This is a genomic window from Edaphocola flava (assembly GCF_004118155.1).
GTDB lineage: Bacteria > Bacteroidota > Bacteroidia > Chitinophagales > Chitinophagaceae > Edaphocola > Edaphocola flava.
On record NZ_SAIQ01000004.1, the window covers coordinates 223,422 to 249,392 of the forward strand.

Annotated in this window: 25 protein-coding genes; 18 read left to right on the forward strand and 7 right to left on the reverse strand. The window is 44.7% G+C overall.

Going from position 1 to position 25,971, the window contains the following annotated elements:
* Positions 1–107 precede the first annotated feature (107 nt).
* Positions 108–1,154 (forward strand): hypothetical protein, encoded by a 1,047-nt coding sequence (locus EMP01_RS13170; protein WP_129022017.1) that lies wholly within the window; start codon positions 108–110, stop codon positions 1,152–1,154.
* 128 nt (positions 1,155–1,282) lie between these two features.
* Here the strand turns inward: EMP01_RS13170 and EMP01_RS13175 are convergent, their stop codons facing one another.
* Together EMP01_RS13175 and EMP01_RS13180 are read right to left on the reverse strand one after the other, a co-directional pair.
* Positions 1,283–2,446 carry a homogentisate 1,2-dioxygenase gene (locus EMP01_RS13175; protein ID WP_129022018.1) on the reverse strand — a complete coding sequence of 388 codons (1,164 nt, stop codon included), beginning with the start codon at positions 2,444–2,446 and terminating at the stop codon, positions 1,283–1,285.
* A gap of 17 nt (positions 2,447–2,463) precedes the next feature.
* Complete coding sequence (locus EMP01_RS13180) at positions 2,464–2,862, reverse strand: acyl-CoA thioesterase (RefSeq protein WP_129022019.1); 399 nt, start codon at positions 2,860–2,862, stop codon at positions 2,464–2,466.
* A 129-nt stretch (positions 2,863–2,991) separates the two neighbouring features.
* Between EMP01_RS13180 and EMP01_RS13185 the strand changes: the two genes are divergently transcribed.
* Positions 2,992–4,068: a COX15/CtaA family protein gene (locus EMP01_RS13185; RefSeq protein WP_129022020.1), complete on the forward strand. Its 1,077-nt coding sequence runs from the start codon at positions 2,992–2,994 to the stop codon at positions 4,066–4,068.
* A 17-nt stretch (positions 4,069–4,085) separates the two neighbouring features.
* Here EMP01_RS13185 and EMP01_RS13190 read toward each other — a convergent pair whose 3' ends face one another.
* A complete protein-coding gene (locus tag EMP01_RS13190; protein ID WP_129022021.1) occupies positions 4,086–4,889 on the reverse strand; it encodes a DNA alkylation repair protein in 804 nt (267 codons plus the stop codon).
* Positions 4,852–5,178, reverse strand: a complete 327-nt coding sequence (locus EMP01_RS13195) for a hypothetical protein (RefSeq protein ID WP_129022022.1) — start codon at positions 5,176–5,178, stop codon at positions 4,852–4,854. Before EMP01_RS13195 ends, EMP01_RS13190 begins: the two co-directional genes overlap by 38 nt.
* Before the next feature lie 235 nt (positions 5,179–5,413).
* Between EMP01_RS13195 and EMP01_RS13200 the strand changes: the two genes are divergently transcribed.
* The 4 genes from EMP01_RS13200 (at position 5,414) to EMP01_RS13215 (ending at position 9,568) form a co-directional block, all read left to right on the forward strand.
* Entirely contained in the window at positions 5,414–6,523 is a 1,110-nt protein-coding gene (locus EMP01_RS13200) for a sensor histidine kinase (RefSeq protein ID WP_129022023.1), read from the forward strand.
* 2 nt (positions 6,524–6,525) lie between these two features.
* Positions 6,526–7,602: a histidine kinase gene (locus EMP01_RS13205; RefSeq protein WP_129022024.1), complete on the forward strand. Its 1,077-nt coding sequence runs from the start codon at positions 6,526–6,528 to the stop codon at positions 7,600–7,602.
* A gap of 62 nt (positions 7,603–7,664) precedes the next feature.
* Positions 7,665–8,393, forward strand: coding sequence for a LytR/AlgR family response regulator transcription factor (locus tag EMP01_RS13210; RefSeq protein WP_129022025.1), 729 nt, complete (start codon positions 7,665–7,667; stop codon positions 8,391–8,393).
* Positions 8,393–9,568, forward strand: a complete 1,176-nt coding sequence (locus EMP01_RS13215; RefSeq protein ID WP_129022026.1) for a methionine aminotransferase — start codon at positions 8,393–8,395, stop codon at positions 9,566–9,568. Before EMP01_RS13210 ends, EMP01_RS13215 begins: the two co-directional genes overlap by 1 nt.
* Before the next feature lie 3 nt (positions 9,569–9,571).
* Here EMP01_RS13215 and EMP01_RS13220 read toward each other — a convergent pair whose 3' ends face one another.
* Complete coding sequence (locus tag EMP01_RS13220; protein WP_129022027.1) at positions 9,572–9,853, reverse strand: DUF721 domain-containing protein; 282 nt, start codon at positions 9,851–9,853, stop codon at positions 9,572–9,574.
* Positions 9,854–9,950: 97 nt separating this feature from the next.
* Between EMP01_RS13220 and EMP01_RS13225 the strand changes: the two genes are divergently transcribed.
* The 12 genes from EMP01_RS13225 (at position 9,951) to EMP01_RS13280 (ending at position 22,764) form a co-directional block, all read left to right on the forward strand.
* Positions 9,951–10,703 (forward strand): ZIP family metal transporter, encoded by a 753-nt coding sequence (locus tag EMP01_RS13225; protein ID WP_129022028.1) that lies wholly within the window; start codon positions 9,951–9,953, stop codon positions 10,701–10,703.
* A 113-nt stretch (positions 10,704–10,816) separates the two neighbouring features.
* Positions 10,817–11,188 (forward strand): LiaF transmembrane domain-containing protein, encoded by a 372-nt coding sequence (locus EMP01_RS13230; RefSeq protein ID WP_129022029.1) that lies wholly within the window; start codon positions 10,817–10,819, stop codon positions 11,186–11,188.
* 1 nt (position 11,189) lies between these two features.
* Positions 11,190–11,945: a LiaF transmembrane domain-containing protein gene (locus tag EMP01_RS13235; protein ID WP_129022030.1), complete on the forward strand. Its 756-nt coding sequence runs from the start codon at positions 11,190–11,192 to the stop codon at positions 11,943–11,945.
* Positions 11,946–11,957: 12 nt separating this feature from the next.
* Positions 11,958–13,037, forward strand: coding sequence for a sensor histidine kinase (locus tag EMP01_RS13240; protein WP_129022031.1), 1,080 nt, complete (start codon positions 11,958–11,960; stop codon positions 13,035–13,037).
* Positions 13,038–13,054: 17 nt separating this feature from the next.
* Positions 13,055–13,795 (forward strand): LytR/AlgR family response regulator transcription factor, encoded by a 741-nt coding sequence (locus tag EMP01_RS13245; RefSeq protein WP_129022032.1) that lies wholly within the window; start codon positions 13,055–13,057, stop codon positions 13,793–13,795.
* A 37-nt stretch (positions 13,796–13,832) separates the two neighbouring features.
* Positions 13,833–16,184: a TonB-dependent receptor gene (locus EMP01_RS13250; protein WP_129022033.1), complete on the forward strand. Its 2,352-nt coding sequence runs from the start codon at positions 13,833–13,835 to the stop codon at positions 16,182–16,184.
* Between the two features lie 190 nt (positions 16,185–16,374).
* Positions 16,375–17,514, forward strand: coding sequence for a sensor histidine kinase (locus EMP01_RS13255; protein ID WP_129022034.1), 1,140 nt, complete (start codon positions 16,375–16,377; stop codon positions 17,512–17,514).
* Between the two features lie 68 nt (positions 17,515–17,582).
* On the forward strand, positions 17,583–18,596 hold the full coding sequence (locus tag EMP01_RS13260; RefSeq protein ID WP_237559539.1) for a bifunctional heptose 7-phosphate kinase/heptose 1-phosphate adenyltransferase: 1,014 nt from the start codon (positions 17,583–17,585) through the stop codon (positions 18,594–18,596).
* Between the two features lie 30 nt (positions 18,597–18,626).
* Positions 18,627–19,565 carry a PfkB family carbohydrate kinase gene (locus tag EMP01_RS13265; RefSeq protein WP_129022035.1) on the forward strand — a complete coding sequence of 313 codons (939 nt, stop codon included), beginning with the start codon at positions 18,627–18,629 and terminating at the stop codon, positions 19,563–19,565.
* Positions 19,558–20,985 carry a pyruvate kinase gene (gene pyk, locus EMP01_RS13270; protein WP_129022036.1) on the forward strand — a complete coding sequence of 476 codons (1,428 nt, stop codon included), beginning with the start codon at positions 19,558–19,560 and terminating at the stop codon, positions 20,983–20,985. The genes EMP01_RS13265 and pyk overlap by 8 nt, the downstream gene beginning before the upstream one ends.
* 397 nt (positions 20,986–21,382) lie before the next feature.
* A complete protein-coding gene (locus EMP01_RS13275) occupies positions 21,383–21,919 on the forward strand; it encodes a hypothetical protein (protein ID WP_129022037.1) in 537 nt (178 codons plus the stop codon).
* Positions 21,920–21,996: 77 nt separating this feature from the next.
* Positions 21,997–22,764 carry a DUF4382 domain-containing protein gene (locus EMP01_RS13280; protein ID WP_129022038.1) on the forward strand — a complete coding sequence of 256 codons (768 nt, stop codon included), beginning with the start codon at positions 21,997–21,999 and terminating at the stop codon, positions 22,762–22,764.
* A 63-nt stretch (positions 22,765–22,827) separates the two neighbouring features.
* On the opposite strand, the gene EMP01_RS13285 is transcribed toward EMP01_RS13280, so the two are convergent.
* Positions 22,828–23,979 carry a DegT/DnrJ/EryC1/StrS family aminotransferase gene (locus EMP01_RS13285; protein WP_237559540.1) on the reverse strand — a complete coding sequence of 384 codons (1,152 nt, stop codon included), beginning with the start codon at positions 23,977–23,979 and terminating at the stop codon, positions 22,828–22,830.
* A gap of 123 nt (positions 23,980–24,102) precedes the next feature.
* Positions 24,103–25,872, reverse strand: coding sequence for a T9SS type A sorting domain-containing protein (locus EMP01_RS13290; protein WP_129022039.1), 1,770 nt, complete (start codon positions 25,870–25,872; stop codon positions 24,103–24,105).
* Positions 25,873–25,971 lie beyond the last annotated feature (99 nt).

The following is a 25,971-nucleotide window of genomic DNA, read 5'->3' on the forward strand; positions in this document are numbered from 1 at the left end:
TCAAGCACCTCATGATACACGCCTTACCCAGTCACATGATTGTTTCACCAAGTGGTGCTTAAAAAGGGCTTTAATTCGCCTTATCTTGCGGTTTATAATGAATAGATATGTTCCACAATACCTTAACAAGCAATTATTTAAGATTATTATGCATCATGATTTGTGCCTGGTTTGCCTGTAGCTTTAATGCCCATGCCCAGCCCGGACCCTCTGGTGGGCAGTTGAGCATAAGAGTATACCATAAAGGCAAGCTGGTTAATCTTCTTGGCGGCAACTGGAAGGTAATACCAACGAACATTAACCTGGCTGATACAAACCATACCAGGGGCTGGTATACTCCTGAGCAGGAACCGGGATACTATTACATTATACCGAATCCCACACCTGCAGGCGGAGATGTAAGGGATAATTTTTACCTGGACATTGTACATCACAGAGATACCATGCGCATACATCCGCCTGTTTTCCGTCATAGAAATATAGAACTGGATAGTATTCCTTTTGCCAAAGGAGATTATACTATTCCAATGAGTATATATCAGCTCAAAGCCATATCGAAAGATTCATCGCGTACTTACGATCAATTGCCCGTACCCAATATCTACAGCGACTGGAAACTGTTTAGGAAAGAAACCTATAAATGCTACCTGGAAAAACTCATAGACCTTGATAGGGTGCCGGAAGATAACAGCATTTATGGCGAACCGGATATCTATACTTACCGCAACTGGCCGCACCTTTCAGTAGCTTATGGGTCAGTCAATTATTATTTTAACCGTAATGTGGTTATACAGTATACTTACAGTACCCGTGCCGTAAAGGTTTTTGAGGTAAAGGATATTTCAGCAGATCATTTTGTCAGCTGGGGTGGCGGCGAACCCCGGATTACGGGCTTGTATCAGAAAGACGGAGATATTTTAGCTATGGTATATAAGAATAGTGATAATTGCGGCATCTTCCGGTTGAACTTTGTGGAAGAGCAGGGCACCCCGCGCGCCTCCGGGCTGGTGCTGAAACAGCTGCTGGAGGAATATCAGGCCGCGATAAAAGCATTAAAGGTATACGAACCGGCGTACCGTGAACGGGAGACAAGAGTACTCACCGAGGCATATAAGGAACGCCGGAGTGCATTAATGCAGCAGTATAAACAATAAGATTCTTTCGCTGGGTACTCAAAGCGAAATTGTCCTTCAAGCAGTTCAGGGTACGGGTGTTCGAATCCGGATACAAAAAAAGCGCGCCATGATTTATGGCACGCTTTATATATACAGTATTGTAAAGATTAGTCTTCGATCCAGCTAAGAGCATAGCCCTCATCTTCGATGTTCAGGGCATCGTCGGTCATCTTCAGCGGGTGAAAGGTATCTACCATTACCGCCAGCTCCAGTGTTTCTTTAGCACCGATGCTCTTCTCAACCGTACCCGGGTGCGGACCATGCGGGATACCGGACGGGTGCAGGGTAATCATACCTTTGGTTACATGCTTACGGCTCATGAAGTCGCCGTCTACATAATACAGTACCTCATCACTATCGATATTACTGTGGTGGTACGGAGCCGGAATAGACAATGGATGGTAGTCGAACAGGCGCGGTACAAACGAACAGATTACGAAATTATGTGCATCGAAGTGCTGGTGTACCGGTGGTGGCTGGTGTACGCGGCCGGTAATAGGCTCGAAATCATGTATGCTGATGGCATAAGGATACTCGCAGCCATCCCAACCCACTACATCGAATGGATGGTAGCCATACCAGATAGGGTACATCAGTCCTTTTTTCTTGGTATTGATCAGGAACTCACCTTTGATGTCAAAGGTCTGCAGGTCCTGTGGTTTGCGGATGTCGCGCTCGCAGAACGGTGCATTTTCCAGCAGCTGTCCGTAACGGCTCAGGTAGCGTTTAGGGAAGGTAATCGGGCTGAAAGAATCTACGATAAACAGGCGGTTCTCTTCTGTTTTGAATTCGATCTGGTAGATACAGCCTCTAGGGATTACCAGGTAATCGCCGTAGCCAAACGGAATCTGGCCATACTGTGTTTTCAGTACGCCTTCGCCCACATGCACGAAGATTACTTCGTCCGCATCGGCATTTTTGAAAAACACATTGCCTTCCAGTCCCTTGGTAGGGGCTGCCAGTGCAATCTGTACATCATTATTAAATAAAACTACTTTTCTGGATTTCAGGTAATCGGCATTAGGTGCAACGCTGAATCCCTGGAAGCTGCGGTGCTTCAGGATATTTTCACTGGCTTGTTTAGGAGATACATCATACGGCTCTTCGGTCTTGATGATTACCGTAGGCGGATGAACATGGTACAAAAGGGAATAATTAGAAGAAAAGCCTTCTGTACTGAATAATTGCTCTGAATACAATTTACCATTCTCCTGACGATACTGTGTGTGTCTCTTATTGGGAACTTTACCCAAACTATAATAATGTGCCATTTTCGGTTTTACTTTTATTATGCTAAAATACCATTTTTAAATTTCTCTTTAATCTTTTCATCCAAAGATCTTGGATTTCCATCCTCATCTATACGTACAAATGTAGCAGCGGTGGTACAGGCCACGCTCTCTTCTGCATTATATACACTATACTTACGGGCCTCTATTACAACGGTTATGGAGGTATTACCTACATGAGATACTTCTCCGTATAGTCTGATGTGGTTACCGGCCTTTAAAGGCTTCTTGAATAAAAGCTCACCTACACGCAGGGTCACCATATTAGGGGTCTGGCAATATTCGGTGGCAAATGAGCCGGCGGCCTCATCAATCCATGACATCAGTATACCGCCAAAGAGGTTTCCGTGAATACCAATGTCTTTGGTCATCACGATTTTTTTGGTAATTAATTCCATACTACTTGCTGTGTGATTCTGATAAAAATCGCTGCAAATATAGCACTATTTGCGGGGCTTCGAATTTTATAAAATTAATATGACAAAATCCGCGTATTCGGTTGTAACTTCGACCAATTTTTTAAGGCAATGATCGAAAATTATTCAGACCAGGAAAGAAAAAATAAAATCGTCGCATATTGGCTGCTGACGGGCGTTTTCATGATCATCATCCAGACGCTGCTGGGTGGTATAACCCGGCTTTCGGGATCGGGGCTCTCCATTACTGAATGGAATGTGGTGACCGGTACTTTACCACCGATGAACCAGGATGCCTGGGCGGCAGAATTTGCCAAATACCAGCAGTCCCCGCAATTCAAATACCTCAACCAGGATTTTACCGTTTCAGACTTTAAGTTTATTTTCTTCTGGGAGTGGTTTCACCGTTTATGGGCCAGGCTGATCGGCTTTGTATTTGCCATTCCGTTTATCTACTTCCTGGTCAAAAAATATTTTACCCGCGAGATGGTACTGCCCATTTTCGGTATGTTTGCCCTGGGTGCCTTGCAGGGAGCTATTGGCTGGATCATGGTTGCGAGCGGTCTGGTAGGAGATGCTATTTATGTGCGTCCGACCAAACTGGCCATGCACTTCGTTTTTGCCATGATACTCGCTTGTTATGTATTATGGTTTGCCTTAAAATTACTGGTTCCGAATACAAAGAGGGTACTGAATCCTGCATTGAGCAGACTCACTATAGTAATGCTGGTATTGCTATTCATTCAGCTTACCTATGGTGCCCTTATGGCAGGCCATAAAGCGGCTACAGTAGCGGCCACCTGGCCTACGATCAATGGGATGTGGGTTCCGGATAATATGACGGCTTCACCATCGGGCCATTATCTGCTGGAGAATAAGATAACGATTCACTTTATACACCGCGGACTGGCTTACCTCTTGTTTGCGCTTATTCTTATTTATACTGTTAAAGCGGCAAAGATCAGACCTTCGGTCGCTTATAACCGCCAGAAATGGTATCCTATGGTGCTGGTGAGTATACAGGTATTATTGGGGATCTTTACTGTACTGAGCAGTACGACTATACAGGCCAATCGCTGGAGACTGTTTGAGACCATTGCAGAGCTGCATCAGCTGGTAGCTATGTTCCTGATGCTGAGTCTTGTGGTACAGGTATACCTGGTACGCACTAGGCCTGCAGCAGCATAAGTAGTTACAAATATTATTTAAGCCTTGTTAAGGGTGCGCAGTGCTTTTTTGATAATGTATTGTGTAGCTTTTACAGGGCTTTTTTGTTCCCATTCCGCACATAAGTTCCGGACAAAATCGGGTTGCGTTTTACTGGCATCATTCAGCCAGTTGCCAACACTGTCCTGTACATAACGGGCAGGGTCTGCCTGAAGTGGTTCAAGAACTGGAAGGGCCAGTTGCGGGGCTGTTTTCAGTGCATCAATATGTGCGCACCATACTCCTCGGGGTCTTAATACCTCACAGGCAAATCTCCTTACATGGGCATCTGTATCTGTGGTCCACTGGCTGAGTATATCTATACTGCCGGAGAGCTCGCGGGTTATAGAAGGGCGTACCGCCATCCAGGCAATCTCCCTTACGCCAAAATGCGTATCGGCCGCAAACAATTTTATGGCAGCCATTTTTTGTGACAGAGGAGACTCTTCCAGCCCGGTCATATATGCTGCCCAGCAACGTGCCATGTCTGCTACATGTGTACTGAGGAAGGAATGGAGGCTGGTGTCCCGGTGCTTTTGACACAGTTGCAGCAAAGTGATACCTATGGTTTCATTTACAGTATTAACGGTGCGCTTCTTCAGCTGCTCCAGACGGGTTGTGATTTCGGGAATGTAGTGTGTACGCTGACAGGAGTGCAAGATGTTGGTGAGCAGCGTCAAGGGGTCTATGGCAAGCCACTCAATCAGGTTTAGAGAGGCTGTGTTGCCCAGGTTTAGTTGTGTGCGTACATCTTCTTTAAGGTCTTTAAGTGTGCGAGGTGCTTTGCGGTTGCTTATGTCCATAGTAATATAGGTTAGTCATAGCTGCCTCTGGTGTAAAGCTGATGCTGAGATAAGGATTCAATGTAGTTGCAGAAACCTTGTTCTTCACTTTAGAGGCGGCCTCCGCTTTTACCGAAGCAGGCTTTGCTGCTTTCTCTTTTTGTGCAGTATTATTGTTGTTGATCGTTTCGCTGACGCTGACATTATTGGTCGCCATCGCTTTTTCCGAGACCAGCAGGTGTTTGGCCTGTGCCTGGATGATGCAGCCTAAGCTCAGCATACAGGTAAGAAATGTAAGTGGTGTTTTCATAATGGTGTTTTTGTACAATTAAATAATGGTGAATACATACTTCATCCGACTCATTCCAATCAACAGTACAAAGGTATAACCGATCTTTCTCCTCAAAGATAACAAATAGATCAATGCCGGTAATTATTCGACGAGTATCGTGGCGTATTTTCGTCGAAAAAAACGGGGCTTTCGTCGTAAATATGGCCTGAGCGGATTTTTTATGTGCATTTTCGCAATGCAGTAATCAGAAATAATGGATAAGACAAGCACATTCCGGGAGCGATTTAAAGCAGAGGTAGCCATACAGTTTGAAAACCTGTTTGGTGGTCGTCGCTATTGGTTGCATATCGTAGTAGTCTTGTTGAATATTCTCTTTCTCAGCAGTTCCTACTTCTCCGGTTTTGAGCTGGGCAAGAATACCGGTTATGGTATTGTATTGATGGTACTGACGGTAATCATTATCCTGCTTGAGGTCTACACCTTCCTGCTGCTGATCATCCCATACGGGAGGGTAAAGCGGAAAGTCCTGGTAGTATGGCTGGGATTCCTGCTTAATTTCATACTTTGGTATGCCGTACAAGGAGGACTCATATACCTCATCACACACTTCGTTGCCGGTAAGAGCTATACTATGGCCTATATTGCCGGCTATTCCTTCGGTCGCGCGATCAGGCTCATATGGCTGTTCTTTGCTATTTACTACTTCTTTGACCTGTATTACCAGCAGCGACAGTTTCGTAAATACAAGCAGGGACTTAAAGAGCGGCTGGCCGCAGAGAATCGTTTCCTGAAGTCGCAGATCAATCCACATTTTCTGTTTAATACATTGAATAACATCTACTCCAAGGCGCTACATAATGTAAGGGAGGCGGGCGGACTGATCGATAAATTAAAGAATCTGTTGCACTATATGCTCTATGAATGTGAGCGGGATTTTGTGCCATTGAAAGGAGAGCTTGCTTTTATACAAAGTTATATTGCCCTGGAGGAGATCCGCAATAAAGCAACACGGCTGCAAATCCGGGTACACATAGAGGGCGAGGTAAAAGAGCAATTGATTGCACCCCTGCTTATCGTGAACTTTATAGAGAATGCTTTTAAGCATGGGGTAAAGGCACATACCGAAGAGGCCTTTATCGAACTGCAGCTGCATATAACAGATACCCGGCTGCATATGGAACTGAGCAATACCGTACCGCCGGAAACAGACAAGGCACTGGCCATTAAAAGTGAAGGAGGCATTGGCGTAGAGAATGTACGCAAACGCCTTGCCCTGCTGTATCCCGGTGCACATCAGCTTTCTATTAAAAAGGATAGTACACGCTATACCGTATCGCTAACCCTTAACCTGTTTTCTGCCTGATTATGAAAGATTTTATTGTAGACTATCACGTCCGGGAGAAACTGAAGAACTTTTACCTGCGCAAAGGCCGCTGGCTGATACACCTTTTATACTGGGCCTATGTGTATATACTAGGGCAGGTGAGGGCAGAAGAGCCCGTATGGGCCTGGGAGGGTTTCCTGTTGAACTTCCTGTTCGATAACTGGCTCATCATTGTTTTCTACTATCTGTACTGCCTGGTGCTGGTACCGGCCTACCTGAAGAAGGAGCGTTATGGCCGCTTCTGGACTGTGCAGGCCATAGCATTTATCGTACTGCCTGTTGCTGATATGTATTTTCAACTGCATTTTCAGCCCTATGTACCGAAGCAATACCAGGACTATGACTTCAGGGATTTTCATTTCAGAAGCCATGTAGGACAGTTCTATTACCTTTATTTCATGAACTTCCTTCTGTTCTCCACCTTCCTGTTCCTGATGGAGACTGCCGAGAGCCTGACCAATTATCGTGAAGAGCAGGAAGCCGAAGAGGTAAAGCTGCAGCATGAAAAAATGCTGTTGCAGACCAATATAGATCCGGCTTTTGTTATGCATGCACTGGATGGCCTTTCGGCCTTATCGGCCAATAGTGATACCCACACACCCGATGCGGTGATCCGCTTTTCCGACATTCTTCGTTATCGCCTCTATCGCAGTAATGAAGCCCGGGTACTGCTTGCAGATGAGATCGCACAGGTGCGCAATCTTTTTGAATTGCAGAACAGCCTGTACGGCCCTTGCTGTATTTTAGAAACCGAAGGAGATACCACCGGAAAGTTTATCCCGACCCTGGCAATGGTCAATATTGCCGAGCCTATATGCAATACCTTTCAGCCCGGCCATGAATGGCAGCTGATTATGTACCTGCTTATCGAGGATAAGCAACTGCATATTGCCATAGAGTGGAATGCGGCACTTGCGCATAAAGAGTCTGTACTGGCGGCAATCAGGCAAAACCTTACGCATTTCTATCCCGAAGAGTCGGCCGTACTGGATACAGAACTGATGGACTATAACTATAGCATACGCATCAGTCTGCCCATGCATTATACAGCTACATAAAGCTTGTCTGGTACGGGATTTACTCCTATCTTTGGTAAGCACCTTTTATACTTATAGAAGAAATGAACTGCTTAATCATTGATGATGAACCACTGGCTATTGATATCATTGCGGCACATTGTGCCCACCACAGCGATATCAAGGTTATAGATACCTGTTGTATGGCTATGGAAGCTTTCCAGGCTTTGCACCAGTACGAAATAGATCTTATCTTCCTGGATATAAATATGCCAGTTGTCAGCGGGCTGAATTTTCTCAAATCCTTAAAAGAACCGCCAGCGGTAATCCTGACCACTGCTTATCCCGATTATGCACTGGAAGGTTATGAATTAAATGTTGTAGACTACCTGTTGAAACCGATTTCGCTCGAGCGATTCAATATGGCTATTGATAAAGTGCGCCAAAGACTGGCATTGCCCAAACCTGCTGTAGCAGATACCGCGAGCGTGCGTAACCTCAGTGCGGCACAAAGCGGACCGGTAAAGAATTTTATCTTTATCAAATCCAATGGCAAACTGGTAAAGCTGGACTTCTCCGATATACATTATATCGAGGGTATGAAAGATTACCTGAAGATCTATACACATGATAAAGTGCATGTGATTCATCAGACGATGAAGAATATGGAAGAACAATTACCCGAATCATTGTTCAGAAGGGTACATAAGTCTTATATTATCGCCCTGAATGCCATCAAACAGATTGATGGAAACTGCATAGAAACAGAGAAAGGCGGTGTACCGCTGAGTAGCACTTACAGAGACGCTTTACTGAAAACGATAGAAAAATAATGGAGACAAACAATACGTCTATACCTGCCGAACGCCTGCCCCGCAAGCATTCGGGTGCAGATATGACTATATTCAGCGTAATGAGCATGCTGGCACAGGAATGTGGTGCTGTAAACCTCTCACAGGGCTTTCCCGATTACCCGATCGATGCGCGCCTGATGGAAAATCTATTTGAGGCAGCACGTAAGGGAATGAACCAGTATGCACCCATGGCTGGCTTACCGGCACTGCAACTGGAGATCTGTGCACATGTGACGCGCCAGACCGGCGTAGCCTGTACCCCTGACCAGGTAACGGTTACACCAGGTGCCAGTTATGGAATATATACCGCATTGGCCACTATATTACAGGCAGGAGATGAAGTCATTATCCTGGAGCCTGCTTACGATAGTTATATACCGGCCATTGAGGTTAATGGGGGCACAGTAGTGCCTGTGGCCTTACAGCCCGGAACCTTTGCCCCGGACTGGCAGCTGATTGCAGATCGCATCAGCCCCAAAACAAAAGCAATCATCGTCAATACCCCTCATAACCCCACCGGAACGGTATGGAGTACAGCAGACTGGGAGCAATTATATCAGCTGATTGCCGGTAAGCAGATCTATATCATATCTGATGAGGTTTATGAGCAGGTAATCTTTGACGGGGTGCCACATCACAGTGTATGGTCGCACGAAGGATTGCGGGAGCATTGTTTTGCAATCTATTCTTTCGGTAAGGCCCTGCATAATACCGGCTGGAAGGTTGGTTACGTGCTGGCTCCTGCAGACCTGAGCAAGGCTTTTCGCCGCATACATCAATACCTGGCTTTTTCAGTAAACACTCCTGCACAAGGAGCAGTGGCTGCTTTTATGGCGAAGCAGCAGGTCAATGACAGCAGTCTTATACTGGAGCAAAAAAGAAATTATTTTATTGAGCTGTTGAAGGATCTGCCGTTTACGATACCGTATATATCTAAGGGTAGTTATTTTCAATTGGCTGACTATAGTGCGGTGAGCGACCTGCCGGATACCGAGTTTGCCAAATGGCTTACCCGTGAGGCTGGGGTGGCTACCATACCCATCAGCGCATTTTATAGAAAGGGTTCCGATCAGCGGCTGATCCGTTTTTGTTTTGCAAAGAAAGAAGAAACGTTAACAGAAGCTGTAAACAGGATGAAAGCGAGGTTATTATAAAGACTACTTGATCTGTATTTCTTTTACAACTGCTTCGCCGAAGTGCTGGTTTATGCTCTGGATCAATTGATCTTTGGCATAACGCAATTCCTGCTTGAGCGGAGCGACAGTAGTTGTAATGGTAAGGATCCGATTATACAGGTGTACTTCCTGGGTATATTTAGCAATGGTTTTGCCTACGATCTTTTCCCAGTCTGTACGCATGCGGATCTGGAGCATACGCTGCTTCCATCCGTTGCTTTCCAGCACCTGCTTTATTGCATCACCAATTGACATCTGACCCATACTGAACACTATTGTATAACCTGAGCGGTAAAGCTACTATTTTTTAAAAATTTAGCATTATAATTCTTTATTTAAACTGTATTTTTGCGCCCTCTGTATGTTACTTGTCTACAATATATTACTGTTTATCATCACCATAATAGGGGGCAGCATTCCACTCTGGACCAGCTCCTGGTCTGATAAGCGTATGAAAAACCTGCTGGCTTTTTCCGGTGCCTATCTCCTGAGTATCACCATGCTGCATTTGATACCTGAATCGGTAGAGAATGTGGGCTTTGCAGCCGGTGGTTATATGTTGCTCGGGTACTTTTTACAACAGATACTACAGAAGTTTACCCATGGGGTAGAACACGGTCACCATCATAGTACAGGTCATCAGCATCATTTACCCATTGTAAGTTTGTTTTTTGGTATGGCCCTGCATGCTTTTGCAGAAGGTATACCATTGGGTACTACCTATCATGAAGATAGTACGGTGCCATCTTTGTACCTGGCCATAGCCCTGCATAAATTACCGGAAGCGATGCTGCTGGTATCTTTACTCATACACAGCCACCGTTCCAAAAACGCATCTCTGCTGTGGTTATGCCTGTTTGCCCTGCTGACACCGGTATCCAGTATGCTGACTCATTATGCGGGCATACAACTGATCTCCTTTGCTTCGGCATTGCCATACATCATTGCAGTAGTAACCGGTTCATTCCTTCAGATTGGTACGACCATCTTTTTTGAAAGCGGCAGTAATGCACATGATATGTCCTGGCGCCGCTGGATCGTGATCCTCGCCGGTATCGGCATGGCACTGTTATCCGTGATCGGACAGGGACATGATCACGTTCATACACACTAACACCTCATTTACCGAGTATATAATTTCATTTACCGAAAGCATTTGGGCCGCGAAATATTCGCGGCCTACTTTTGTTTCAGAAAATAAAGCACAAATAAATAAATCGAATTTTTATGGAACAGATTTCTCAACCTTACTTCAAGTCATGCGATACCCGTGCCGACGATCGTCTGAGGCAGGTTGCCAAAGGTGGCTTGCTGATTACACTGGGTGTGGCCATCCTGCTGCGCAAGATACCAGAGACCAGTTACCTCATGCCTGACTGGCTGTTCGGACCACACACCTTACTCATGCTCCTGGGGCTGTACAATGGCGTGAAGCACCGTTTTCGCAACACTGCATGGTTGATTTTAGTTTTAGTTGGTGTATATTTAGCGCTCAGAAAATATTCAGATATCGGTTTTCATGACCTGCACTTTGTAGGTTTACCGGTAGCGATCGTTGTCGTGGGCATTTACATAATGTTTAAAAGAAGCAGAAAATAATATGGAACAGCAATATAATTTCGAAGGAGAACAATTCAAGCAACCGACTCCGCCTCCGAATAATCCTCTGAACAAACGTAATGATAATACCATCATCGGTATCCTTGTCGTACTCTTCGGTATCTTCCTCTTTTTACGGAATACCAATATTATCGAAGGCCCTTTCCTGAGGCTGGTTACCTCCTTCCCGGTATTTATGATCGCAGGTGGTCTGATCCTGGGGGCACGCAACAACTTCCGCCTCGGTGGCTGGGCTGTACTGACCGGAGTCGGTATTTTCCTCTTCCTGCAGAAACTGCACCTTAATGTAGGTCAGTTTATCCTGCCAACCTTATTAGTGGGTATTGGTATACACCTTCTGGTCAGAAACCGTAATAAGGAAGCGACAGAAGTAAGACAAAAGCAATATGGTGGTACCAATGAAGATTATGTAAATGTAGACTCTATCTTCTCCGGTGCAGACCGCATTGTACAGACCCATAACTTTCGCGGAGGTAATATCTCTTCTGTATTTGGAGGGGTAAAGCTGGATTGCAAACAAGCCAACCTGGAAGAAGATGCGGTACTGAACCTGACCGTATGCTGCGGTGGTGTGGAACTGATTGTACCGGCCAACTGGATCGTGATCAATGATGCAACCGTGATCCTGGGTGGCGTAGAAGATAAACGCAGACTGGTGAATATGACCGGTTATGAAAAAAGACTGATCCTGAGAGGTACTGTAATATGTGGCGGTATTGATATTAAAAGCTATTAACCGCAAAACCTGATGAAGCAAACCCTGTCAGCAAACAACACCAATATAATTGTCTCAGTATTTCTTCTGGTATTGAGCATAGTAGAGGCATATTGGCTTATGGTCAGTATGCACTTTACTGTAGCGACAGCTGCCAGCCTGGTACTGATTGTGAATGTTACACTGTTCGCCCTGTTCTACCTCACTTCCCAGACAAGACTGGGCTGGCTGCGGGAACAAAATATACCGGTGCTGATCGTACAGAGTTTTCTCTATGCGATTGTCTGTATATTCACGGTTAAATGGACCTTTGACGGATTGTTTCCAGAGGTGCAACTGATCCCGCTCTGGGGCAATGCCTTCTTTGTACTGGGCATCACTTCCTGGATATTACTGTCCTTCTTTTCTGTGATCCATCACCTGAGTAAGATCGTATCGGCACAAAAACAGCAATTACATGTAGAGAACCATGTACAGCAATTAAAGAACGATGCAGAACTGTTCAAACTGAGGCAGCAACTGCATCCGCACTTCTTATTCAACAGCCTTAACTCTGTCAATGCACTGATCGGAGGTAATCCCAAACTGGCGCGGGAGATGCTGATGAAGCTCTCTACATTCCTGAGGCAAACCCTCAAAAAAGAAGATGATCAGCTGGTATTATTATCGAACGAACTGGAAGAGCTGCACCTGTACCTGGATATTGAAAAAGTAAGATTCGGTGATCGCCTGCAGGTTGAAGAGTCTATACCAGAGCAGCTTTCCGACATTAAGATACCACCGTTCTTGTTGCAGCCGCTGGTAGAGAATGCAATTAAATTCGGACTTTACGGCACTTTAGGTAATGTGCTGATCTCTATCACTGTTACAGAGATGGAACATTTTTTTAAATTTGAAATCACCAATCCTTTTGATAAAGAAAGCATAGCGCCCAAGGGTACCGGCTTCGGACTCAAGTCTATAGCCCGCAGGCTGTACCTGCTCTATGCCCGTAACGACCTCCTCAAAACAGAACGGATCGAGGGCGGGCAGCCAGAAGATATGGATACCTTCTTCGCCCGCTTATTTATACCTAAAGAAACAATATTGCCGGAACAGGCACAAACGAACTGATATAAATCCTCTTTATTATGTTGAAATGTATACTAATTGATGATGAGCCATTGGCCAGGAGCATGCTCAAAGAAATGCTGCAGGATGTAGACGGAATTGAGATTGTAGGAGAGTGCAGCAATGGATTTGAAGGTGTGAAAAGCATACAGGCCCTGCAACCGGATATCGTATTCCTGGATGTTCAGATGCCGAAGATCAATGGTTTTGAAATGCTGGAGCTGCTGGACGAAAAACCCAATGTTATTTTTATTACCGCTTTTGACGAGTATGCTGTACAGGCATTTGAAGTGAATGCGATAGATTACTTATTGAAACCCATAGAGCCGGCACGATTAACTAAAGCAATTGATCGTATCCGCTCCAAGAGTACTGTGGCCGCTGCACCTAAAGCTGCCGATGAACCGGAAAAGAATATATTCCTGCCGGAACAGATGCAAAGGGTAGTGGTAAAGGATAATGGCGAGATCAAGATCATTCCGCTGACACAGATCCTGTTCCTGGAAGCGGCAGATGATTATGTGAAGATACAGACCCAGGATAAGTATTACCTTAAGTACCAGACCATGTCTAAATTTGAACAGCAATTACCGCCTGCACAATTTGTACGGGTGCACCGTTCCTATTTTGTCAATGTTACGTATATCAATAAGATAGAACTGCTGGAAAAGGAACAGTACTGTATTTTGTTAAAGACAGGCCAAAAAATCCCGGTGAGCAAAAGTGGCTATGCAAAGCTGAAATCTTTCTTGGGCATTTAAGCCGCATCAGCTATTTTTGTTAGAATTTCATATAACGATGAAAAAAACACTTCCACTACTGTTCGTCATAGTGTTCCCAATATCCCTGCTGGCACAGAAAAGAGTAACCGTAAGCGGTTATATTAAAGATGGTACCAACGGGGAAACCCTGATTGGTGCCAATGTGTTTGCCTCAGAAAGCAAGGAAGGTACCGCTGCTAATAGTTACGGGTTCTATTCCCTGAGTCTGAAACCGGGTACTTATACCATCCGGTACAGCAGCATGGGACTAAAAGATTATGTAGTTAACCTTACGCTGAATAACGATACCACCATTAATGCAGACCTTCTGAATGAGAATAACCGCGACCTCGAAGAGGTAGTGGTAACCGGAGAGCGTGCAGATAAAAATGTAAGTGGCACACAGATGGGCACCATAGGCTTGACCACAGAAAAGATCAAAAAACTGCCTGTGGTATTCGGTGAGTCTGATGTGCTTAAAGCCATACAACTCTTGCCCGGCGTACAATCTGCAGGCGAGGGTCAGTCGGGCTTTTATGTGCGCGGTGGTGGTCCGGATCAGAACCTGGTATTGCTGGATGAGGCTGTGGTATACAATACCGGTCACCTGTTCGGCTTTTTCTCTATATTCAACTCCGATGCCATTAAGAATGTAAACCTGGTAAAAGGTGCGCCACCAGCCAATTACGGCGGTCGCTTATCTTCTGTACTGGATGTAAACATGAAAGATGGTAATAATAAAAAGTTTGGCGGAGAGGGCGGTATCGGGCTTATCGCCTCTCGCCTGACCCTTGAAGGCCCGATTGTAAAAGATAAAGGTTCTTTTATGATCTCCGGTCGCAGAACTTATATCGATGTCATCACAAAGCCGTTCCTCAAAGGCAATGCAAAGGGTAGCGGTTACTATTTTTATGATGCCAACCTGAAGGCGAATTACCGCCTGGGCAAAAAAGACCGTTTGTACCTGAGTGGTTATTTCGGAAAAGATGTATTCAATTTCAAAAGCCAGAGCGGCGATTTTGATGTAAAAGTGCCCTGGGGCAATGCTACAGGAACCCTGCGCTGGAATCACCAGTTCAACGATAAGCTGTTTATGAATGTTTCGGCAATTTATAACAGCTACAACTTCCAGTTTACCGGTGGCCAGAACGATTTATACATTACCCTGAAATCAGGTATTAAGGACTGGAACGGTAAAGTTGATTTTGACTACTATACTTCTTTCGGACACCATTTTAAATATGGGGTAAACTATACCTACCATACCTTCACGCCAAGCCAGTTATCCGGCTCTTCGGCAGATTCTATGTTTAATGTAGACAATCCGTTTATTAAATATGCTCATGAATCGGCAGTATACCTGACCGATGAGTTTGACCTGGGACCGGCTGTGAAGATCAATGCAGGTATACGTTATTCCCTGTTCAATCAAATGGGGCCGTATACCAATTATACCTATAATGGTAACGGCAACAAGATCGACAGTACTACATTCGGCAGCGGCGACCTGGTGAAAACCTATGGTGGCTGGGAACCGAGAATAGGTGCCCGTTTTGCCCTGAGCGAATCATCTTCTATTAAAGCAGCGGTGGCCAGAAGTATGCAATACATACACCTGGTTTCCAACAACGGTAGTACCTTACCTACAGATGTATGGATGCCGAGTACACTGATTGTACAACCGCAGAAAGCATGGCAATATTCATTGGGCTACTTTCAGAACTTCCTGAACAATGCCCTGGAAACTTCTGTAGAAGTATACTATAAAGACCTTAAGAATCAGATCGAGTACCGCGAAGGCTATACGCCCAATAATGTACGCGATCCGGAAGCTGACCTGGTATTCGGTACCGGTCAGGCATATGGTGCTGAATTTTTTGTCAATAAGACCAAGGGAAAATTCACTGGTTGGGTAGGCTATACCCTGGCCTGGACCAACAGACGTTTTGCCTTATTAAATAATGGAGATCCATTCCCGGCTAAGTATGACCGCAGACATGATCTGTCGATCGTAGCCAATTATGAATTCAGTAAAAAATGGAATGCCTCGGCCGTGTTTGTATATGCCACAGGTAATGCCATTACCCTGCCTACCGGCTACTATTTTATAGATGGTAAGCTGGTGCAGGATTACAGTAAGATCAACCAGTACCGCATATTCCCGTATCACCGCTTAGATCTGTCGGTAAATTATACACCGAGAGCAGAGTCTAAGAGAAGAGTCAAAGGCACCTGGTCATTCTCTATATACAATGTATACAGCAGACTGAATCCTTACCTGCTCTATGTGAGCACAGAAGGCACCCTGCAACAGGGTACCGATGTCAAAGTAAAACAGGTATCCATCTTCCCGATTATACCGAGTATAACATACAATTTTAAATTTTAAGACAAGCGGCACACTTTGAAGTGTGCCGCTTTCGTTTATGCTATTGCTTGCTGTACTAACATTTTGGATCAAGACCAAAGGTAGTAAAGGCATAAATGGGTATATGTGAAGCTGAAAAGAGCGGAAAAAATATACCTGTTGTTTACTAAAAGCAGCTATGTATTTAGCATTATATCCCTATTTTTGAGACATGATTAAACAATTTCTGACCTGGCGCAGTTTTGCTATCCTTTTCGGACTGGCAATCGTGGCCATTTCTTTTTATTACATCAACGGTATTACAAAAGAAATGGAGGTGGCGGAAAAGGAAAAAGTAAAGACCACCATAGATGGTATCAAATACCTGAACCAGCTGGAAAACAATTCAGATGCGAATTTTGCCACCTCCATTGTGGCACAGAATAAGACCATTCCTATCATTATTGTGAGCGATGACGGCAATAACATTTACATCAATCTGGACTCAAATCAGGTACAAAAGGACAGTACATTTGTCGATAAGAAAATCAAGGAATACAAAGCACTGAAGCAGTATTTCGTTTCCGATTTTGGCTATGGTCGATCCACCATATATTACGGCAATTCGGCCATGCTGGAGCGATTGAAATACTACCCTTTGATGCAGATTGCCATCATTACCGTATTCATCAGTATTGTGATCATTGCCATATTTAATGCCCAGAGAAGCCTGCAGAACCAGGTATGGGTGGGCATGTCTAAAGAGACGGCGCACCAGATGGGTACACCATTATCCTCAATAGTTGGCTGGCTCGAACTCCTGAAAGACAATGAAGAAAACCGTGAGTCTGTAGAGGAAATGGAGAAAGATGTGCAGCGCCTGAAGCTGGTGGCAGACCGTTTTTCCAAGATCGGGTCCACACCTATCCTGGAGGAAGAAAACCTGGTGCCAAGGTTGCAGAATATGGTGGATTATATGCAGCTGCGTGCACCGAAGAAAGTACAGATCACCTTTGACAGTAATGGTGCCGAAGAGGCCTGTTACCTGCTGAGCGGACCTTTGTTTGACTGGGTGATCGAGAACCTGATCCGGAATGCACTGGATGCGATGGAGGGTGCGGGCAAAATCCATATCAATATGACCAATACCACCCGCCAGATTGTGATTGATGTCTGTGATACCGGTAAGGGCATGCCTAAGACTTCTTATAAAAAGGTGTTCAATCCCGGCTATTCGACCAAGCAGAGAGGCTGGGGCCTGGGCTTATCACTGGCCAAGCGTATCATTAATGTATACCACAATGGTCAGATATTTGTAAAGAATTCAGAAATAGGAAAAGGCACTACTTTTCGGATAATATTAACCCGTTAGACATAGAATAATAAAGAACGCTAACCGTGAAAATAGCCTAACTTTGCAGTATAGGATTGAGATAAATTATGTATCAGACACTGATGGCAGAAAAAGAGATTGACATAGAAGAAATATTTGACCAGTTCGAAGACCTGCGCGTTGTCGTGGTCGGGGATGTGATGCTGGATAAATACTTCTGGGGAACTGTAGACCGCATTTCTCCGGAAGCGCCTGTGCCTGTGGTACGGGTAAACCAGAAAGAATCGCGTCTGGGTGGTGCAGCCAATGTAGCCCTTAACTGTAAGCAATTGGGTGCACAGGTTACAATAGCCAGCGTAATCGGAAACGATGCAGATGGTATTGTACTGAAAGATATGCTGAAGAATGCCGGTATCGGCATCGAATTACTGCATGAAAGTGAGCACAGACCAACGACTACCAAATCCCGTATCATCAGCCGCAACCAGCAAATGATACGCCTTGACGAGGAAGTAACAGAGGAACTGAACATTAAAGAAGAACACCATTTCATTGATACCACTTTACGCTTTTTGCAGATCGAAAAGCCACACCTGGTCATCTTTGAAGATTATAATAAAGGTGTCCTCAAGCAGAATATCATTGACAAAATCATTGCACATTGTAAGAACATAGGGATTACAACTGCAGTCGATCCTAAGTTTGCAAATTTCCTGAGTTATAAAGAAGTAGACATCTTCAAACCTAACCTGAAAGAAATAAAAGAAGGTTTAGGTATTGATGTAGATGTATTGAATGAGAAGACCTTATTCGATGTGCATCTGCGCTTATCAGAAGAGATCAATCATAAAGTGACCCTGCTGACCCTGTCTGAACATGGTATGTACTATCATGATAATACACAGGGTGCGCTGATACCAACTATGGTACGCAGTGTATCGGATGTATCCGGTGCGGGCGATACCGTAATTGCGGTAGCTGCTATGGTATATGAGCTTACCCGTGATGTGGCTGTTATGGCACAATGGAGTAATCTTGCCGGCGGACTGGTCTGCGAAGAAGCAGGTGTAGTGCCTATTTCAAGAGAAGTATTTTTAAAAGAACTGCAACAAAAATTTTAAACCCAAAGCAAAACAACAGAATTTAAAACAATGTCATTAGTTATCGTTGGTACCATGGCGTTCGACGCCTTAGAGACTCCATTCGGAAAAGTAGATCGTATTATCGGAGGCTCTGCCACTTACGCCGCATGGGCAGCTTCAAACTATTATCATAATATCAAACAGGTTTCTGTTGTAGGTGGTGATTTTCCTCAGGAAGAAATGGACCTGCTGGCCGATCGTGGTGTAAGCTGCGAGGGTGTTGAAATAAAGAAAGATGAGAAAAGCTTTTTCTGGAGCGGTCGTTATCACGAAGACATGAATACCCGTGATACACTGGTTACAGACCTTAATGTACTGGCAGATTTTAATCCTGTTTTGCCGGAATCCTACCAGGATTGCACATACCTGATGCTGGCCAACCTGGCTCCTGCAGTACAGCAGAGCGTGATCAACCAGATGAAAACACGTCCGAAGCTGATCATTATGGATACCATGAATTTCTGGATGGAAATTGCCATGGATGATCTGAAAGAGACTATGAAAATGGTAGACCTGATCGTACTGAACGATGGTGAAGCCAGACAACTGACCGGGCAGTACTCTTTGGTGAAAGCCGCACAACAGATCCGCGAAATGGGTCCTAAGTATGTGGTGATCAAAAAGGGAGAGCACGGCGCTTTATTATTCCACGAAGACAAAGTATTCTCTGCACCGGCATTGCCGCTGGAAGAAGTATTTGACCCGACAGGTGCCGGCGATACTTTTGCAGGAGGTTTCATTGGCCATATTGCTAAAGAAGACGATTTCAGCTTTGAAACGATGAAAACAGCCGTGATCATGGGTTCTGCCATGGCTTCTTTCTGTGTAGAAAAATTCGGACCGGAAAGAATGAAAGAGATCACCGATGCGGACATTAGACAACGCCTGGAGCGCTTCAGTGAACTCACGAATTTTAACCAAGTGATATATACTAAAGAAAATGCTTAGAAAAACAAAAATTGTCGCGACCGTAGGCCCGGCAAGTGATACGTACGAAAAATTATTAGGATTAGTAGAGGCTGGGGTAAATGTGTTCAGACTTAATTTTTCACATGGTGCGTACGAAAAACATAAAGAGGTAATTGACCTTATCCGTAAGATCAATGCCGAATATCCGTTCAATATTGCCATCCTGGCCGATCTGCAGGGACCAAAACTGCGTATCGGTGAAATGGAGAACAATGGTGTATTCTTTGATGAAGGAGATATCATCACGTTCACCAATGAACTATGTGTAGGTAATAAAGAACAGGTGTACATGTCGTACACCGAATTTGCTAAAGATGTAAAAGTAGGCGAGACCGTTTTACTGGACGATGGTAAGATCGAAACCAAAGTGGAAGAGATCTTTGCTGCCGAAGGTAAAGTAAAAGCCCGCGTCATAAATGCCGGTATCCTTTCTTCCAAAAAAGGGGTGAACCTGCCGGATACAGCTGTATCTATTCCGTCCCTGACAGAGAAAGACCTGAGAGATCTGGACTTTATCATTGAGCAGGAGATCGACTGGATCGGTTTATCTTTTGTGCGTAAACCAGAGGATATCAAGAATTTACGTGCACTGATTGAAGCAAAGAACAGCGGAGCCAAGATCATTGCAAAAATAGAAAAACCAGAAGCGCTGGAACACCTGCGTGATATCATTATTGCTTCTGATGCGGTAATGGTGGCCCGTGGCGACCTGGGTGTAGAGCTGCCCCTGGAGCGCATTCCGAATATACAGAAAGAGATCGTGCGCAAATGTATACACCGTGCCAAACCGGTAATCATTGCCACACAGATGATGGAAAGTATGATGGACCGTACCCGTCCTAACCGCAGTGAGATCACAGATGTGGCCAATGCGGTACTGGAAGGAGCAGATGCGGTAATGCTGAGCGGCGAGACCGCTATGGGACAACATCCTGCACTGGTTGTAAAAACGATGTCTAACATTATCGTGGAAACGGAAAAACAGGAAATGGTATATAACCGCAACCTGACCCCGCAACCGCACTCACCTAGCTTCCTGAGCGATGCCTTATGTTACAATGCCTGTAAAATTGCAGAAGACATTAAGGCCAATGCCCTGATCGGTATGACGCAGAGTGGCTATACCGGGTTTATGTTATCCAGCTTCCGCCCGCATGCACCACTGTTTGTCTTTACCAAGACACAGTCGCTGGTCAATCAGCTGAGCCTGAGCTGGGGTGTAAATGCATTCTTTTACAGCAATGAAGAAGGATTGGACGATATCATCTTCGAACAGATCGATTTCTTAAAACAGAAAGGATTGCTGAAGAAAGACGATGTGGTAGTCAATACGGGTAGCACACCTGTATCGGCACATTTACCAACCAATATGCTTAAGATTACAAAGATTACCTGGTAATAAGATAATGTAATTGCATTAAAATAAGCCCCGCATTTCATTATGCGGGGCTTATTTATCCTCTCAATCTACTACAATTTTTCTGCTGCGAAGAACTGTTAAAAACATCAGTATAATAAAGTATATTTTATTGCCCCATAATTGAGTATAGATGAACTTAAAATCAGTGATCTAACATGCTGACCTTAAGTACTGTATGAGTATATTTTATGTTTGATTATTGTTATAAAACCGTCAAAAATAGCATTTGTCGCATGGTAATGTTCTGTTATATTTACGCATGAAACCCTTTACAGATAATGATTTTTCGTAACTTGTACTATATAAATTTACTCCTCCTTTTTAAACCTTTGACAGCACTATGCAATCAAAGGGTAAACTATTAAAACATAAGGTTATGAAAAAGGGATTAATCATTTTAGGAGCGCTCATGATGTTCTCCATGGCGCAGGTAACAGATGTAGCAGCACAAGGAAGAGGACATGGCAACGGACACGGAAATCAAGGCAAGGGTCGCGGACATGATAATGACCGTGATGGGTATAGAGGAAACGATCGTGGCAGACAAGACAAACACGTATATAAACAATCACGGAAAACGGTTGTATACCGTGACAAAGGATACCGCAGAGGCGGCCCTCCTGCCTGGGCACCGGCTCATGGCTATCGTATGAAACAACACGTTTATTTCCCGGATTACTATGCATTTTATGATCCGTACCGTAACGGATATGTATACTGGAATAACAGTGCCTGGATCTTCAGTGCAGTACCGCCACCATATATGTCTGGTGTAAACCTGAATAGGGCGAGGGTACAAATCGTTTCAGATATTCCATTGACGACCAGACCGGAGCGCTACTGGAGACGTTACTACAACTCTTATCCGCCGAATGGCAGTGTAAACATCAATATTAACTTACCAATCAGGTAAACCTATAGTTTCTGGAAGCTTTAAATGGCTTTCAGAAACTATTTATTTTCAACTATATAAAAAACGGGAGGGATAAAATGAAAAAAATAGCTGTTTTATTAATGCTCGTTTTGTCAGTAATGGGTATTTATTCCTGTTCTAAAGACAAAGATGGTCAGGCAAAGGTGAAAGTAATGCTGACCGATGCGCCGGGCATTTACGATGCTGTCTATGTTGATATTCAACGCATAGAATTTAATGTAAATAATGAATGGCATACGCTGAATCCTGTTGTTCCGGGCGTATACAATCTTATAGAGCTGAGCAATGGTATTGATACGCTTATGGGTGATATCTTATTGCCTCCGGGGCAGATCAGCCAGATCAGATTGATATTGGGTAGTCAGAATAGTGTAGTAGTAGGCGGTGTAAGCCATCCGCTCAATACCCCTTCGGGCCAGCAAAGCGGACTGAAATTGAATCTGCATACCACACTGGAAGCGGGTAAGTCTTATACCATATGGCTGGACTTCGATGCGGGTAAGTCAGTAGTAGCAACAGGTTCGGGAAATTATAACCTGAAGCCCGTGATTCGTGCTTACAGTGATCTGACCAATGGCCGTATACAAGGTAATGTTTTACCCATGACTGCCAACACCATAATCTATGCTATCTCCGGTACAGATACCTTTTCTGCTATTCCGGATGCTGCGGGTAATTTCCTGATTTCGGGATTGCCACAGGGCACCTATAATGTATGGTTTGATGCAGATGCTGCTACTGGTTTTAATGACCAGGTGGTCAATAATGTTTCAGTTACCTTCGGGAATATAACCGTATTACCACCGGTATTGTTACTGCCTTAACAGGAGCATTGATCTTGTAATACATATAAAGAATAAGCCCCGGCACATGCCGGGGCTTATTCTTTATGATTGTGTATATTGATTGACCATAGTACTAATGTATTGAATCATCTCCTCCTCCATCTCTGTATGTATCGGTAGCGATAAAACAGTTCTGGATAATTGCTCCGAAACCGGGAGTTGTAGTCCGGCAGGCACAAAAGGCTTCATAGCCTCCTGCATGTGGCAGGGCACAGGATAGTAGATCATGCTGGGAATACCCGCTTCCTTAAGCCTGGCCTGTAATTGTGCCCGATTGATATGCCCGGCCAGTTGCATCGTGTACTGATGGTATACATGTGTAACCTTCGGATCTTTGTATGGAGTTTTGATATTAGGATTCTCTGCAAAAGCAGTATTATATTGCTCCGCAACAGCAATGCGTGCGGCACAGTACTGATCCAGTTGTGGCAGCTTCACCCTTAAGATTGCGGCCTGTATAGTATCCAGTCTGCTGTTACAGCCAATGCGTTCATGATGGTATTTCTTTTGCTGACCATGATTGGCGATCATATTCATTGCAGTAAAGAGTGCTTCATCATTAGTAAATAATGCACCGCCATCTCCATAACAGCCTAAGTTTTTAGAAGGGAAGAATGAAGTAGATGCCATATGTCCCATCGTTCCGGTATGGACTGTTCGTCCGTCAGCAAAAGTATAACTGCCGCCCAGCGCCTGTGCATTATCTTCTATAATAGCAATATTATGCTGCTGCGCCAGTTGCAGTAAAGACTCCATATCGGCCGACTGTCCGAACAGGTGTACCGGCACAATAGCGCGGGTACGCGCCGTAATCGCTCGTGCTACCGCTTCAATACTGATATTAAACGTATCAGGATCTACATCTACAAATACCGGTTTCAGTCCCAGCAAGGCAATAACCTCTGCAGTCGCAAAATAAGTGAATGAGGGCGTGATAACTTCATCGCCGGGTTGCAGATCCAGCGCCATCAGTGCAATCTGTAGTGCATCTGTACCATTGGCACAAGGCACAACATGCGCAGCACCAGTGTAGCTTGCCAGTTCCCCTGCAAAATCCTGAACAGCACGCCCTTTAATAAACGCAGTACTGTCAATGACCTCCTGTATGGCCGCATCCACGGCTGTTTTGATGTGAAGATATTGTCCTTTAAGGTCTACCATTTGTATGGCAGCAGCTGGTTTTACGGGTGTCATATGGGTATGTATATATGCGTGTGATCGGGTGTACAAAAGTAACGAAAACAATAGTTATTCTGGTATCTAAAAAAGCCCCGGATAGAGATCCGGGGCGTACTTGTGTATAAATCTAGAGGTGTATTACTTTCTGGAAATAATTATTTTCTGAGTCAGTATTTCAGTGCTTCCTTTTTTGCTGATATGCAGTACATATACACCTTGTGGCAGCTGTGCTACCGGCAAGCTAATCTCACTGCCAGTTGCAGTCTGGTTCAGCCATTGCTTGCCTATCATATCGGTCAGGCTGATGCTGTAGGTGCCGCCGTTTTGATTCAGGCTGATGTGCAATGCATTATTGGCCGGGTTAGGATAGATACGGGCTGCTGCCAGTACCGCATCTTTTACACCCGTACCACCACAGATCACATGCAGTTGCTGTGTTTGTGTGCTGCTGTTGCCCGATGGATCGGTATAAGTCCACGTAATGACATAGTTACCCGCTTGTGTATAGGTCAGAGAGTCGGTAGTAGCTGTGATAGTGCCACCGCAATTATCTGTAGCTTCAGGGGCCACCAGTACATACGGACAGTTTCCTTCCAGGTTAGGCAGGGTATCTGCTACTGCAACCGGGGCAATAGTATCCTGTATGGTTACCTGCTGCTGCTGGCTTATGGTATTGTTGCCGGATGTATAGGTCCAGTTTACCGTGTAGGTACCCGGTGTATTATAACTAACCGGATCATTTGTCGTAGCGGTAATGGTATTCAAATCGTAGGTCGCCGTAGGTGCGGTCAGGGTTGTATCGCAGGCTGCATAAACATGCAGCAGGGCAGTAGTGTCCCAGCTCGGAGTATAGATCCAGGTATGCAGGATCAGTTCATTTGCAATATGCCCTTCTACAGAACCGGAATCAATACGCTGATAAGTGGTACCATCTACGATTTCATACATAGAAGGAACCGCATAGTTGCCGACAGCAGCTATCGCAAAATCGCCGGATACCGGGTCTACGCCAAATGCTTTACCATAGAATATGCTGAAGGAGTTACCCGGCAGTGTTGTGGTATATACTGCTGTGGTCGGTAATACCGGGCTGGTAATGCTGTATGCGTGTATGCTGGTACCGGATACAAAATATAATTTGTTTGCACCATAACGCAGCAGTTTTGCATTGGTCACACCAGTCAGGGTGATTGGTGTATTGAGCAGGTCATTGCTGGCAGGCTCCATTTTTACAATGGTAGATACGTTGGCTACTTTACCCAGCAGCCAGATGCAGTTGCGTACCGAGTCATATTCCATACCAGCAATGCTGCCTAGTCCGGGTAGAATGGTGCCAGTTACCGTATTGGTTGCGGTATCCACTTTTACAATCTTACTGCCGATAGCAATGTACATATATCCATTGGCCGGAACCATATAGCTTGCATAAGAAGACAGGGCAGAGGCCGGATCGATTACCGGAACAACGGTATTATTGGTGAGATCAACCATAGAAAAAGGGTTAGCCCCGGTTGCCTTACTTACATAAGCCTTAGTATTACTTGCTTTGCCAAGACACTGAATACCAGCGCCGAAGGTGGCATTATTAAAAGTAGCTATAGTGTCAAAACCAGGGAAGGTAGTGATGGCCATTTTGGTGGTTGCAGCACCCTTACCGCAAAGAATGGCTTTGTTTCCGAAGATCTCAAAATCCTGTAGTACATCGATACCCACAGTAGCATTTGCGATCTGGTATAATGGCCCTTCGGTTGCCATAAATGAAGAGCCGGTCTTACTTACCTTATAGACATCACCATTGGGTGTACCGTAGTTGCCCTCGGCAACAACGTGCAGGGAGAAATTTTTGACTTGAGCCTGGGCCCACTGAAAACTGCATACAGCCGCAGCCAGAAAAAGTAACTTTTTCATTGTATTCTATTAAAATTTAGACGACAAAATTCAATGCGGAGTGATACAGTAATGCGGAACCATGATGGGATACATGACTATATTATCGTTTTTTCTCCG